Source organism: Flavobacterium sp. 5 (genome assembly GCF_002813295.1).
In the GTDB taxonomy this organism is placed as follows: Bacteria; Bacteroidota; Bacteroidia; order Flavobacteriales; family Flavobacteriaceae; genus Flavobacterium.
Genome location: NZ_PHUE01000001.1, coordinates 2796238 through 2809766 on the forward strand (window position 1 = coordinate 2796238; position 13529 = coordinate 2809766).

12 protein-coding genes are annotated in these 13529 nt (G+C 32.1%); 7 read left to right on the forward strand and 5 right to left on the reverse strand.

Annotated elements, in window-relative coordinates; translation table 11 throughout:
* Positions 1-120 precede the first annotated feature (120 nt).
* Entirely contained in the window at positions 121-1098 is a 978-nt protein-coding gene (gene rsgA, locus CLU82_RS11465) for a ribosome small subunit-dependent GTPase A (protein ID WP_100843227.1), read from the forward strand.
* 33 nt (positions 1099-1131) lie between these two features.
* The gene (gene dtd, locus CLU82_RS11470) at positions 1132-1584 is read left to right on the forward strand and encodes a D-aminoacyl-tRNA deacylase (RefSeq protein WP_100843228.1); all 453 of its coding nucleotides are present in this window, start codon (positions 1132-1134) and stop codon (positions 1582-1584) included.
* 22 nt (positions 1585-1606) lie between these two features.
* Here the strand turns inward: dtd and CLU82_RS11475 are convergent, their stop codons facing one another.
* The gene (locus CLU82_RS11475) at positions 1607-3349 is read right to left on the reverse strand and encodes an APC family permease (protein WP_100843229.1); all 1743 of its coding nucleotides are present in this window, start codon (positions 3347-3349) and stop codon (positions 1607-1609) included.
* Positions 3350-3653: 304 nt separating this feature from the next.
* The gene (locus CLU82_RS11480; protein ID WP_100843230.1) at positions 3654-4601 is read right to left on the reverse strand and encodes an alpha/beta hydrolase; all 948 of its coding nucleotides are present in this window, start codon (positions 4599-4601) and stop codon (positions 3654-3656) included.
* Positions 4602-4776: 175 nt separating this feature from the next.
* On the opposite strand from CLU82_RS11480, the gene CLU82_RS11485 reads away from it, so the two are divergent.
* Together CLU82_RS11485 and CLU82_RS11490 are read left to right on the forward strand one after the other, a co-directional pair.
* Positions 4777-6111: a BNR repeat-containing protein gene (locus tag CLU82_RS11485; protein WP_232735241.1), complete on the forward strand. Its 1335-nt coding sequence runs from the start codon at positions 4777-4779 to the stop codon at positions 6109-6111.
* Between the two features lie 4 nt (positions 6112-6115).
* Positions 6116-7330 (forward strand): glycoside hydrolase family 88 protein, encoded by a 1215-nt coding sequence (locus tag CLU82_RS11490; protein ID WP_100843232.1) that lies wholly within the window; start codon positions 6116-6118, stop codon positions 7328-7330.
* 51 nt (positions 7331-7381) lie between these two features.
* On the opposite strand, the gene CLU82_RS11495 is transcribed toward CLU82_RS11490, so the two are convergent.
* The 3 genes from CLU82_RS11495 to CLU82_RS11505 form a co-directional block, all read right to left on the reverse strand.
* Positions 7382-7963 carry a hypothetical protein gene (locus tag CLU82_RS11495; RefSeq protein ID WP_157813350.1) on the reverse strand — a complete coding sequence of 194 codons (582 nt, stop codon included), beginning with the start codon at positions 7961-7963 and terminating at the stop codon, positions 7382-7384.
* A 124-nt stretch (positions 7964-8087) separates the two neighbouring features.
* Complete coding sequence (locus CLU82_RS11500; protein ID WP_100843234.1) at positions 8088-8477, reverse strand: DUF2809 domain-containing protein; 390 nt, start codon at positions 8475-8477, stop codon at positions 8088-8090.
* 184 nt (positions 8478-8661) lie between these two features.
* Positions 8662-10353, reverse strand: a complete 1692-nt coding sequence (locus CLU82_RS11505; RefSeq protein ID WP_100843235.1) for a glycoside hydrolase family 28 protein — start codon at positions 10351-10353, stop codon at positions 8662-8664.
* 426 nt (positions 10354-10779) lie between these two features.
* On the opposite strand from CLU82_RS11505, the gene CLU82_RS11510 reads away from it, so the two are divergent.
* Genes CLU82_RS11510 through CLU82_RS11520 form a run of 3 tightly spaced genes read left to right on the forward strand, consistent with a single transcriptional unit; the run spans position 10780 to position 13485 of the window.
* On the forward strand, positions 10780-11514 hold the full coding sequence (locus CLU82_RS11510) for a (Fe-S)-binding protein (RefSeq protein WP_100843236.1): 735 nt from the start codon (positions 10780-10782) through the stop codon (positions 11512-11514).
* Entirely contained in the window at positions 11511-12905 is a 1395-nt protein-coding gene (locus CLU82_RS11515) for a lactate utilization protein B (RefSeq protein WP_100843237.1), read from the forward strand. Before CLU82_RS11510 ends, CLU82_RS11515 begins: the two co-directional genes overlap by 4 nt.
* Entirely contained in the window at positions 12898-13485 is a 588-nt protein-coding gene (locus CLU82_RS11520) for an LUD domain-containing protein (protein WP_100845013.1), read from the forward strand. Before CLU82_RS11515 ends, CLU82_RS11520 begins: the two co-directional genes overlap by 8 nt.
* Positions 13486-13529: the final 44 nt, after the last annotated feature.

Sequence of the window (13529 nt, forward strand, 5' to 3'; positions counted from 1 at the left end):
ACATTAGTTAATTTTAAAAAACTCTCAAAAGGTAAATGCTTTTCGGGAGTTTTTTATGGTATAGACAAAAACTTTAAACTTTTAAACTTTAAACTTGAAACAAAATTTTACCTTTGCAGCATGACAGGACTCGTTTACAAATCTACAGGAAGTTGGTACACCGTAAAATCCGAACAAGGCGATTTTATCGAATGCCGTATGAAAGGGAAATTCCGGATCAAAGGAATTAAAAGCACCAATCCAATTGCTGTGGGTGATATTGTCGATTATGAACAAGATGAGACTTCAGATGTTGTAACAGGAACTATTCATAATATTCACGAAAGAAAGAATTATATTGTTCGAAAATCGGTTAATCTATCTCATCAAATGCATATTATTGCTTCGAATATAGATCGCGTTTTTCTTTTGGTTACCATTAATAATCCACCAACAACTTTTAATTTCATCGATCGTTTTTTGGTTACTGCTGAAGCTTATGGAATTGAGACGATACTTGTTTTTAATAAGATAGATACTTTTGATGATGCCACTTTAGACGAACAATTGTATATGCAACATGTTTATCAGCAAATCGGATACCAATGTTTGCGAGTTTCCGCTACTACAAATAAAGGAGTGGATGAATTAAAACAATTGATGGTTGAAAAAGTGACAATGTTTTCAGGACATTCAGGAGTAGGAAAATCTACTTTAGTAAATGCAATGGAACCTGCATTACATTTAAAAACAAAGACTATTTCTGAAGCCAGCAAGCAAGGACAACACACGACGACTTTTGCCGAAATGTATGATTTGAGTTTTAATGCTCGAATAATTGATACGCCAGGAATTAAAGGTTTTGGAATTGTTGATATGGAGAAAGAGGAAATCAGCGGGTATTTTCCAGAGTTTTTCAAGTTGAAAGATCAATGTAAGTTCAATAATTGTTTGCATAAAGAAGAACCACATTGCGCCATAAAAGCAGCTTTAGAAAAAGACGAAATCGCTTGGTCTCGTTACAATAGTTATCTTAAAATTTTAGAAGGAGACGATGAACATTATCGCGTTGATTCGTATGATGAAGATAGAAAAGCTAGTGATGAAACGAGGAAGTAGTTGTGAATTGTGAATGGTTAATTTTAAATTATATTGAAAACAGTTATTCAAAGAGTTTCCTCAGCTTCGGTAACCATCGATTCTAAAGTCGTAGCCGAAATCCAAAAAGGGCTTCTTGTTTTAGTAGGTATTGAGGATGCCGATACTCAAGAAGATATTGATTGGCTTTGTCAAAAAATCAGTAATCTTCGCATTTTTGGAGATGAAAATGAGGTTATGAATTTATCTGTTAAAGATATTAATGGTGATGTAATTGTAGTGAGTCAGTTTACGCTTCATGCTTTAACCAAAAAAGGAAACCGCCCTTCCTATTTAAAAGCTTCTAAACCAGAAATTGCTATTCCGATGTACGAGAAATTTGTATTTCAGATAGAAAAGGAATTAGGTAAAAAAGTACAAACGGGTCTTTTTGGAGCAGATATGAAAGTTTCATTGCTTAACGATGGACCTGTTACTATTGTGATGGATAGTAAAAACAGAGAATAGAAAAAAAATCTACACAAAGAGATTACATTATCAATCGCACACCCCCTAAATCAGCAACGCGATAAGAAAATTTATCTCCTGGAGAACCAATAAACATAAAGTTTTTAGGTATTTTCCATTTTTCAGAAAGTTCGGAAATTAAATCAGGACCAAATTCGCCTTCAATTTCTATAAATTCAATATGTATTTGAGGATAGGCTCTGTCTAGAACTTCCAAATCAATTTTTAATTTTTGATTCGAATGGTGTTCTCTTATTACATTAACAATTTTGAGTTTTTTGGTAGTTTCATTATCTTCTACATATTGCATTACTTTGTTTAAAATTGCGACATTATCGCCTTTAGTAAAAAACACAAATTCCTGAGAGTTAATTTTTGCGTGGAGGTTGCCCAAAAAACGATTACTTAAAACAACCATTTTTCTAAGAGGATTATAAAAATATTCCAACATAGTAATACTGAATTCAATGAGAAAAATTCTTTCCAGCATGATCATGATAAACAATACGGCGGGTATGAAGTATTTTACAAATGTGAAAAATGAATTTTGATTCAAAATATAATTACCGGCAAAAGCAATTATAATTAAGCTAATAGCAATAACTACGGCCAATCCATTTGCTTTTTCTGGGCGAGGTAATTTTTTTCGTTTATATTTCAGGAGTAAATTTCCAATACCAAATAAAGCCATCACAGCAAGAAAAGAAAAGGTATAAACACCAGCTAGCGATACTAAATCACCTTTGGTAACTATTAAAACAGAAACACATAAAACCAAAAAGCTGATTATAATTCTATAATTAGAACCTCTTTTGTTTTCTTTCAAAAAATAATTAGGTAAAATTCTATCCAAAGTCATTCTTTTCAGGAGACCAGTAACTCCAACAAAGGATGTTAAAACGGCTCCACATAATACTAAAACGGCATCAATAGAAATTAACCAAGATAGCCAGTTTCCTCCTGCGGTATGCCCTAAAAATGCTAATAATGATTCTTTGTGTTCACCTAATTGGGCCATTGGAATAATAGCGATAATCAGTATAGCAATTGCGGGATTGAAAAAAGAGACAATTGCCCACATATTGCGTAGTGTTTTTGGAAAAACGCCAGATTTTTGCTCCTCAACAAAATTAGCAGAGCTTTCAAAACCAGAAATACCGAGCATGGCAACTGAGAAACCTAAGAATAAGGTGTATAGCAAGTTATGAGTTGTTAGCGGGATTTCCCAATTGAGATGAAAGGTTTGGAGGCCATTAAAAGCAATAAATAAAACACAAGTTATAACCAATAAAATCAATGAAACTAAATGAAAAATAAAGATACCAACAGCCACTTTAGCAGATTCGCCGATACCGATTATCGCCAATACTGTAAAAGCCAGTAAAACAATAATAGTTGCGATAGTAATAGGAAGGTCATTAAAAATGTGTTGTAAATAATGCATTGCTTCCGAAGCAGAAATTACTGCGGTCGCCATATACGAAAGCACCGTTAATATGGCCGCAATTGATGCCATTCTCTTGCTTGAAGTATTTAATAAAACATTATATGCACCACCATTTAGAGGTAGAGCTCCAACTACTTCTCCATATATTTTTCTAAATAAAAATAGCACAATTCCAACAAACAAAAGAGAAATCCAAGCATACTGACCCGCATATCCAATAGTTAAAGCAGATACATACAAACAGGAAGAACTAATGTCGTTACCGCAAATAGCAGTAGATTGTAATTCATTTAATTTTTTGTGGATAGCTTTTGTCATCAGTGAATTTTTAGAAAGCTTTGCTTTTTCAGACCCAATTTTTGATAGGATGCCTTCATTAATTTCGTTTTTTTCTTAAGCAGTCTTGTCTTGTTATCTCAAAGATAAAGTTATTTTTCTGATTAGTTATGATTTTAATATGGATGCTTTTTATTTGATAATCATGATCTTACTGTTTTTTTTGTTGACTGTAAAAAAAATCAGTATTTGAAATCCGATGGAAGTCAAATACTGAGTCTAATTAAATTATTAAAAATGTTATTTGTTTTTTTTATTTCATTTTTGAAATGAGAAAATAAATAAGTTAGTTTTGGTCTAGGATTTTATTAGCTAACAGCCAACTCTTACAGGCTGTGGGCCAATCAGTATTAGTTCCTTTTGTGCCCAAACCAAAACCATGACCACCATTTTGATATAAATGCATCTCGGCAGAAACTTTGTTTTTTATCAACGCTAAATAATAATTGATACTATTTTCTACAGGAACTACATCATCATCTGTTGCGTGTACTAAAAATGTAATGGGTGTGTTTTCGTTTACTACCTTTTCATTCGAATATTTTGCAATCAAATCAGCAGAAGCCGTTTTTCCTAGAAGACTCTCTCTGGAACCATTGTGAGTAATTCCATCTTCCATTGAGATTACAGGATAGATTAATATAGAAAAATCGGGACGAGCACTGATATCATCTTTGATGTCATATACTTTGTCTGAATAATGTGTCGAAGCTGTTGAAGCCAAATGACCTCCAGCAGAAAATCCGATGATTCCAATTTTCGTAATATCTAAATTCCATTTTGCAGCATTCCGACGTAATGTTCGTATTGCTTCTTGCGCATCTTGAAGTGGACCAACGGTTTTATTGGTCATAATAGCATCGGATGGTAAACGGTATTTAAGTACAAAAGCCGAAACTCCTATCGAGTTAAGCCATTTTGCGATATTTATTCCTTCTTTATCAATCGACAAAACGGAATAGCCACCACCAGGACAAATGACAACTGCAGCATTTTTACTTGACTTATTTTCTACCAAAAAAGGCATCAAAGTTGTTTCTATAACTTTTCGTATTCCAGTTCGAATGCCTTGAGTATCTAATCGCGGTTCTTCTTTATAGGTGTCATTTTTAATGCCTCCTGGAATTTTATTCCATAGTGGAAATGCTGCACTTTCCTGTGAAAAACAATTAATTGGTAATGCTAAAAAAAGCAGTAATCCAAAAAATAGTGTTTTGTTAATTTTGTTCATCATTCTTTTTATAAAATTCTATTTCTAAAGTAATGAAATAACTGTTTAATTCAACTAAAATTTTGATAAAAAAGCATTGATTTTTTTTAAATTTTACTATTCTAAATACTGGTTGGTACTGGTTTGTATTTTTAAATGGTATAATTACATTTGTGAATTACCTACCTAACCAATAAAAATGATGTTCAATTATTTAAGAAAGGAATTTAATAGAAAAGCTATCATTTATCAAAGTTTGATTGTGTTGATGATTTTATTTTGTACTAATGGTACTGCACAGCTAAAAACGAATGAAAGTGAAATAGGTTTGGGTTGGAGTAACAATTCGGTCAACACCGTTATTTTTAGAAATAGCGCTCTAACATCATTTAAAAATTGGCAATTTACGGGCTATTACAATCCAGATGGTAAGATGGTTTTGGCAAAGCGAAAATTGAACTCTAATCAATGGCAAACAATAATTACTCCTTATAACGGAAATGTAAAAGATGCTCATAATAGTATTAGTATTGCGATAGATGCAGATGGCTTTCTTCACGTAAGTTGGGACCAACATGATACTCGTTTACGCTATGCAAAAAGTAAAATGCCTTTTGGTTTAGAGTTAGGTGAAGAACAATCGATGACAGGTTATGATGAAACCAAAGTTACCTATCCAGAATTTCATAATTTGCCTAACGGGAAATTGTTGTTTTGTTACCGTTCGGGGGCTTCGGGAAGAGGCAATATGATTATGAAGTCGTATGATGTGAAAACTCAAAAATGGACTTCTTTACAAAATAATTTACTCGATGGTGAAAATCAACGCAGTGCATATTGGCAAATTTGTGTAGGTAAAAAAGGAATTTATATGTCATGGGTTTGGCGAGAAAGTTGGGATGTTTCCACTAATAATGATATTTGTTATGCTTTTTCAACAGATGGTGGACAAACTTGGGAAAAATCAACTGGTGAGAAATACGGTTTACCAATAACCAAGACCAGTGCGGAAATTGCGTGGAAAGTTCCTCAAGAGAGTAGCTTAATTAATCAAACGTCTATGACTGTGGATGATGTAGATAATCCCTATATTGCAAGTTATTGGGATGATAATGGAGTACCAGAATATAAAGTAGTGTATTTGAAAAAAGGGAAGTGGAATAAAATTGACACTGATTTCCATATTAACCCTTTTGTTTTGGGAGGAGGTGGAACAAAAAAGATTCCGATTTCACGTCCTGAAATTTTAGTTAACAAATCGATGCTTTATTTACTTTTTAGAGATGAAGAAAGAGCTAATAAAATAACTTTAGGATATACCAATTTGGATAAAAAACAATGGAAAGTTACTGATGTTACAGATTATTCTGTGGGACAGTGGGAGCCTAATTTTGATAAAGAGTTATGGAATGATAAAGGGAAATTGCATATTTTTTCTCAAAATGTAAGTCAAGCAGATGGGGAAGGATTGGCAAATGTAGTTCCTCAACCTGTGCGTATTATTGAATTAAAAAAGTTACTTATAATTAAATAGTCATATGAAGAAGTATTATTTATTGATAATAATTGCTGTATTTTTTGTAGCTGTAGGTTTTCGAAAGCAAAATTTAGAAGATAAAGTAAATGCCACTTTACAAACGGCAATACAACAATATACTTATTTGAGTAAACAAGTAACTCTTGGAAAGTATCCTAAAACTTATTCAGTAGATAAAAACAAACTGGAAACCTCAGATTCTGGTTGGTGGTGTAGTGGATTTTACCCTGGAACTTTGTTATATTTGGTTGAAGCAAAAGGAACTCCTGAATTGAAAAAAGAAGCATTAAATGTGTTAGGAGATTTAAAAAAAGAACAATTCAATACCACTACTCACGATTTAGGCTTTATGATGTTTTGTAGTTTCGGAAATGCAGAACGATTAAATCCTAGCAAAGAATATGAAGACATCTTGATGAATAGTGCTAAATCATTAGCAACTCGATTTAATCCTAAAATTGGGTGTATAAAATCATGGGATAGTGCGCCTTGGAATCATGCTTCAAAAGATGAATCTCCAGTAATTATTGATAATATGATGAACTTGGAACTTTTATTCTGGGCAACTAAACACAGTGGAGACAGTACTTATTACAAAATTGCTGTTCAACACGCCGATAAAACGATGATCAATCATTTTCGGAAAGATTATAGTTCGTATCATGAAGTGGTCTACGATAATGAAACTGGAAAAGTGGCCAAACAAATCACAAATCAAGGTGCTGCTGATGATTCGTCTTGGGCGCGAGGTCAAGGTTGGGGATTGTATGGATATACAGTAATGTACAGAGAAACAAAGGATACAAAGTATTTAAAACAAGCACAAAATATTGCAAATTATATTTTAAATCATCCTAATATGCCTAAAGATAAAATTCCATATTGGGATTTTAATGCGCCAAATATTCCAAATGCTTTACGAGATTCTTCGGCGGCTTCATTGATTGCTTCGGCTTTATTGGAGTTAGGTGGTTATGTCGGTAAAAAAGAAGAAACACGCTATTATGATACTGCCAAAACTATTTTATCGAATTTGCTAACACCAGAATATATTGCAACTGTGGGAACAAATGGTGGTTTTTTACTAAAACACGGGGTAGGGAATATGCCCAATAAAACCGAAATTGACACGCCACTCAGTTATGGTGATTATTATTTGGTTGAAGCAATGTTACGCTACAAAATGTTGATAAAAATGAATAAAGAATTTAAATAGAAATAGATTAAAAGATGTAAATAATTTTAGTGTATTTACGCTATTAAGTGTTTAATGAATAGTATCTCCGCGAATTATTATTTCGTTTGATTTTTTTATATTTTCTTCGGATTTACTTATTACCTTTATGACACTTAAATTTAGACTTTCAAGTTTATTAACTGTTATTTTCAAGATGTAATTTTTGTCAACTAAATATGTCTTGTAATTACCATCAACTATTTCATTTTCAATTTGAAAAATTACTGATCCTTCTTCCAGTGTTGTGTATCTCTTTCTTAACTCATCTAAAGAAATTAAATTGGGCTTATAATTATTTTTTGTTTCAATTATAATTTTACCAGCATATTTAATATTCCCTATCTCAATATTTTCTTTTTCAACTGTGAGATTTTTAATTTTATTTGGATCTAAAAATTTTAGAATACTTTGATCAACAAGTTTTCCATTCAAAAAGTAAGCAGGATTTTTTCCGCTTTTAAATTTAATTACATGGACAACTTTGATGATAGTATCTTCTTCAGAAATTGATTGTGAATTTTCAGATTTTATTTCGTTCGATTTTTCGGTTTTCTTTTGACCAAAAGCATTAGCGGTCAAAATTAAAACTACTATGATAATAAATTTTTTCATTTTTTGCTTTTTGTTGGTTTTTAGCGACGAACTTGTTTTGAGGTATTTTGAATTTATTGGTTTGGTCAAACAAAAACGAAGTTATAAAATTAAATATTTCTTTTAGTTAAAACCGAACGCACGATTAGTTTTTATTAAGAGCTACATTATTTTTAAACCCTTTTTCTACAATAAAAACAAAAATAATTCCGACTACGTAACATACCAAGTCAATCCAAGCAAATGAGGTTCCAATAACTGTAGCCGCAACTTTTGATTTTTGTAAACCCAGTTTTTCAACAATATGTAGATATTGAAGAAATTCTATGCCAAAAGAAAACAATAAAACAAATATAGCAACAGGTAAAACAGGCAATTCTAAAAAGGATTTTATAAAACAGTAAATCAAAATTACAACCAATACGTCACCAATGTATGGGCGAATTATATCATCATGAACAAATAAGGCAATTAGGACTTCTGTAACAAAAATCAGAATTGTTAAGAGAAAGTATTTCTTATTGAATGTTAACATAGTTTTGATTAAGACAGATAAACACTAAGCGGTATTTGTTTGCTAATATATGGATATATAATGCCATAAACTACCAATCAAATTTCAGAAAAGAATATTGATGATTCTTTATAACTGCAAACAAGAAAAGAGAATTTTAGTTACTAGTAAAAACACCTTTTTAAATTTATAAAAACTGAGGTAATTACATTTTTACAACACCTTTTGTTACATTTTTACCGACAGTTGTTTTTTTTCTAAAGTCTGTTTTAGCATTCGAAATCAATTCTATGTTTTTACTGGCTTCACCATCTATGGTTACCGCTTTTTGGGAAGTCGAATCGAAATTAATGTTTTTCAAAGACATGTTTTTACCATTATAAATTTCAAAAACAGTACTGTTTGTAATGTCTAAATTGATATCATGAAGTTTAATTCCATTTGCATCAATGATAGAAAAACCTTTATCTGCTTTACCTATTAAATTAGAAATTTCGATATTTTCTAAATTCATTTCAGGTAATCCTTGTAAAAATACTGCTTGTTGGGCACCATTAATATAAATATTTTTGATAATGATGTTTTTAAATTGCGGTGTTTTTTCATCTACTGAAACGGTTGCAGCGATAGTATTATTTTCTCCTTCAGCCAATTTTTCTGCAATTGATTTTCCACCATAATACAAGTCAAAAGAAATGGCCTGCGATGGAATATTGGTCATGAAAATATCCGAAATAAAGATATTTTCTACAATTCCGCCACGTCCACGAGCACTTTTAAATCGTAAGCCCACATCAGTTCCCATAAAAGTGCAGTTGGAAACATGCATGTTTTTTACACCGCCAGACATTTCACTTCCAACAGTTACACCTCCGTGCCCATGATAAACGATGTTGTTTCTAATAATGATATTTTCACAAGCAACTCCACGATCACGACCATCTTTATCTTTTCCTGATTTGATACAAATAGCATCGTCACCAACATCAAAACTAGAATTTTCTACCAATACATTTTTACATGATTCTACATCCAAACCATCTCCATTTTGGGAATACCAGGGGTTACGAACGGTTGTGTTACGTATAATTAAATCTTCAATCAGTAAAGGATGAATATTCCATGCAGGAGAGTTTTGAAAAACAGGGCCGTCAAATAAAACACGTTTACTATTTTGAATGCTTACCATAACGGGACGAAGAAAATCACGAATTTCTTCAAATTGTTCTTTTGTTTTTAAATCAAAACGAACATTTTGATCAGCATTTTTATTTCCTTTTATATATTGTTCGGATGGATACCAACTTGTTTTTTTATCGTTTAATACTCCTCCAGATGCTATTAAACTCGCCCATTGGCTTTCTGTTAATTTATCTTTTTTAACCATTCTCCAAGCTTCACCCGAACCATCATAAATACCATTTCCAGTAAATGCAATATTTTCAAGGTTTTTTCCATAAATGGGAGAAATACAGCGCCAAGTATTTAAGCCTTCAAAACTGGTTTCAATAATTGGATACAAATTTTTGTCGGTCGAAAATTTAATCAATGATCCACTTTGAGCATTCAATTCGATATTACTTTTTAAAATAATTGGACCAGTAAGCCAAATTCCAGGAGGAATAATTACTTTTCCACCTCCTTTTTTGGAAACAGAATCGATAGCATCAGCAAAAGCTTTGGTACACAAAACAGTTCCTCCGTTTACTGCTCCAAAATCAACAATATTTACCGTGTTATTTGGAATAATAGGCTCGTTTATTTTGTTCATTTTAAATTCAATTCCAGCATAGTAATCGTTGGATGAACTAGTATTTTGTGCAAAAAGATTTATATGACAACTTGATAATGTTATTGCAAATACAAGAAATAATAACTGATTAAATTTGAATTTCATTATTTTGTAAAGAGTTAAGATGTTAGATTTTAATAGATTTTCTATACATTAAAATTAAAAGAAGCTTTTAGTTCATTTTAGTATCATTAAAGATAGTATATTGCGAAAATTAAATATTTAGCGTAATCGATTACACAAATATATCTTTTAAAAATAATATACGAGATCATTGATTGTTAATTTTAAGTATTTTTTTAAAAGAAAAAAATAAAATTTATTAATTTCTTTCGTATTTTCTGATATTTAGACTAAAGGTTAGAGAATTTTTGACAAACAAATTACCTCACAATTTCTAAAATAAAATTTCAGAATGGAAAAATTGGTTCCATTATTATTTTAACTTTGAAATCAATAAAATTATTAATCTCAATAAGATGAATCTTAAGAAATATCAAGACTTGATATTCTTAAAAATAGTATTCGCATATGAAAGTTGGACTTTTTATTCCTTGTTATGTAGATCAATTCTATCCAAAAGTAGGTATTGCTACATTCGAATTATTGCAAAAGTTAGGTTGTGATGTTGATTTTCCGATGAAGCAAACTTGTTGCGGACAACCAATGGCCAATAGCGGTTACCAGCATCTAACGAAAGGTTGTGATGCTAATTTTATCACCAATTTTGCAGATTTTGATTATATCGTTTGTCCTTCAGGGAGTTGTGTAATGCACGTAAAAGAACATTTGCATAGTGATACAAATGAAGAAGAAGCAACTAGACTTCGAGCAAATGTTTACGAGTTAACCGAATTTATTACTGATATTTTAAAAGTAAAAAGTATCGAAGGAGATTTTCCGTTTAAAGTTGGAATGCATCAAAGTTGTCATGGTCAGCGTGGATTAAAGCTTTCGCAAATGAGTGAATTAAATGCTCCTTTTTTTTCAAAACCCGAACAATTACTTCATAATATTAAAGGACTAGCATTAGTTTCATTAACTAGAAAAGACGAATGCTGTGGTTTTGGAGGTACTTTTTGTGTGACTGAAGAAGCTATTTCTGTAAAAATGGGACAAGATCGTATCAAAGATCACGAAAAATACCAAGTTGATTACATTACAGGCGGAGATATGTCTTGTTTAATGCATCTGGAAGGGATTTTGCGTAGACAAAATAGTCCCATTAAAATCATTCATATTGCCGAAATATTAAATTCAATATGAAAAATAACATATCACATAGTGAAGCCGCTGAGATTTTCAATAAAGATGTAGAGCGCGTCAACTGGCATGATGAAACACTTTGGTTTGTTCGTGAAAAAAGAGATCGTTCTGCGCATCAAATTCCAGAATGGGAATTGCTTAGAGAAACAGCATCACAAATTAAACTCAATGTGCTTTCAAATATCCATGACTATTTAGTGGAGTTTGAAGCTAATGCTCAAAAAAACGGAATTATCGTTCATTGGGCTGCCAACGCTGAGGAGCACAATGTTATCGTCCATTCGATATTAGAAAAACATAATGTCAAACAAATGGTAAAATCAAAATCTATGCTTACCGAAGAATGTCATTTGAATGATTATTTGACAGAACGAGGCATTGATGTTATTGATTCTGATTTGGGAGAACGTATTGTTCAGCTTCGAAAGGAACCACCAAGCCATATTGTTTTACCGGCAATTCATCTTAAAAAAGAAGATGTTAGCGAAACTTTTTATGAACACCTTGGAACAGAAAAAGGAAATATTGATCCGCAATATTTAACTGAATCAGCGCGTCACCATTTAAGAGATATTTTTTTAACTCGTAAAGCAGCTTTAACAGGAGTGAATTTTGCAGTTGCCGAAACTGGAGAATTTGTGGTTTGTACCAATGAAGGAAATGCAGATATGGGCGCACATTTAGCCGATGTACATATTGCATGTATGGGGTTTGAAAAATTAATTCCGCAACGTAAACATTTGGGTGTTTTCTTGAGATTATTAGCTAGAAGCGCTACAGGACAACCGATAACTACTTTTTCGAGTCATTTTAAAAAACCAAGAGAAGGAAAAGAAATTCATATTGTGATTGTTGATAATGGAAGAAGTGTACAATTGGGGCGCGAGGATTTTAGAAATTCATTAAAATGCATTCGTTGTGGCGCTTGCATGAATACGTGTCCAGTCTATAGACGAAGTGGCGGTCATAGTTATCATAATGCCGTTGCTGGACCAATTGGTTCAATTTTAGCTCCTAATTTGGATATGAAAAAGAATGCCGATTTGCCATTTGCTAGTACTTTATGTGGTTCTTGTACGAATGTTTGTCCTGTAAAAATTGACATTCATGATCAATTGTACAAATGGAGACAGGTTTTGGTGCAAGAGGGTTATACGCCAAAAGTCAAAACAATAGCTATGAAAACTATGGCTACTGTTTTAGCAAATCCAATGGTGTTTGATATTGCAGGTAAAACAGGGCGTTTTGCAATGAAGAATTTGTCTGGTTTGGTAAACAATAAATTGAATAAATGGTACGATCAACGTGAAATGCCAGAAGTTCCAGAAGAATCTTTTAGAGAATGGTATAAGAAAAATGGTAAAGCAACTAAAAGAAAAAACGATGAGTAGTAAAGAAGCAATTTTGCAAAAAATAAAACAAAATCAGCCGAAAGAAGTGAATGAACTTCCAAATTTAGAACCATTGAAGGAAACTAATTTAGATGTTTTAGATCAATATAAAACAGTTTTAAAAAGCATCGGGGGAGATTTTGTAGAAGTATCTAACTATGTTGAAATTATTGATTTTGTTAGACAAAACTTCGACACCAATAAACGTATATTAACGACTCTTACGGAACTATCTGAAGTAGCCAATTTGGATTGGAGTGACGATGATCCACATTCTTTAGAAGATGCTGAATTAATTTTAGTTAAAGCACATTTTGGCGTAGCCGAAAACAGTGCACTTTGGGTCACAGATGATTTAATGGGACAACGAGTTTCAACGTTTATTCCACAATATTTAGCTATAGCCGTAAACAAAAATGACATCGTTGCCAAAATGCATCATGCATACGATCGGATTGGAAATCAAGAATATGGTTTTGGAACTTTTATAGCTGGGCCTTCAAAAACGGCTGACATTGAACAGTCCTTAGTTTTGGGAGCCCACGGAGCAAGAGGATTGACCGTTTTTTTAATGGATTAATTTCCTTTGTTAATAAAAGCCGTAATTTTCTCGGTTGAAGTTGA

Coding starts and splice junctions, on each gene's coding strand:
- rsgA (WP_100843227.1), top strand. CDS start 121: ATGACAGGACTCGTTTACAAATCTACAGGAAGTTGGTACACCGTAAAA.
- CLU82_RS11475 (WP_100843229.1), bottom strand. CDS start 3,349: ATGACAAAAGCTATCCACAAAAAATTAAATGAATTACAATCTACTGCT.
- CLU82_RS11480 (WP_100843230.1), bottom strand. CDS start 4,601: ATGATGAACAAAATTAACAAAACACTATTTTTTGGATTACTGCTTTTT.
- CLU82_RS11485 (WP_232735241.1), top strand. CDS start 4,777: ATGATGTTCAATTATTTAAGAAAGGAATTTAATAGAAAAGCTATCATT.
- CLU82_RS11490 (WP_100843232.1), top strand. CDS start 6,116: ATGAAGAAGTATTATTTATTGATAATAATTGCTGTATTTTTTGTAGCT.
- CLU82_RS11495 (WP_157813350.1), bottom strand. CDS start 7,963: ATGAAAAAATTTATTATCATAGTAGTTTTAATTTTGACCGCTAATGCT.
- CLU82_RS11500 (WP_100843234.1), bottom strand. CDS start 8,477: ATGTTAACATTCAATAAGAAATACTTTCTCTTAACAATTCTGATTTTT.
- CLU82_RS11505 (WP_100843235.1), bottom strand. CDS start 10,353: ATGAAATTCAAATTTAATCAGTTATTATTTCTTGTATTTGCAATAACA.
- CLU82_RS11510 (WP_100843236.1), top strand. CDS start 10,780: ATGAAAGTTGGACTTTTTATTCCTTGTTATGTAGATCAATTCTATCCA.
- CLU82_RS11515 (WP_100843237.1), top strand. CDS start 11,511: ATGAAAAATAACATATCACATAGTGAAGCCGCTGAGATTTTCAATAAA.
- CLU82_RS11520 (WP_100845013.1), top strand. CDS start 12,898: ATGAGTAGTAAAGAAGCAATTTTGCAAAAAATAAAACAAAATCAGCCG.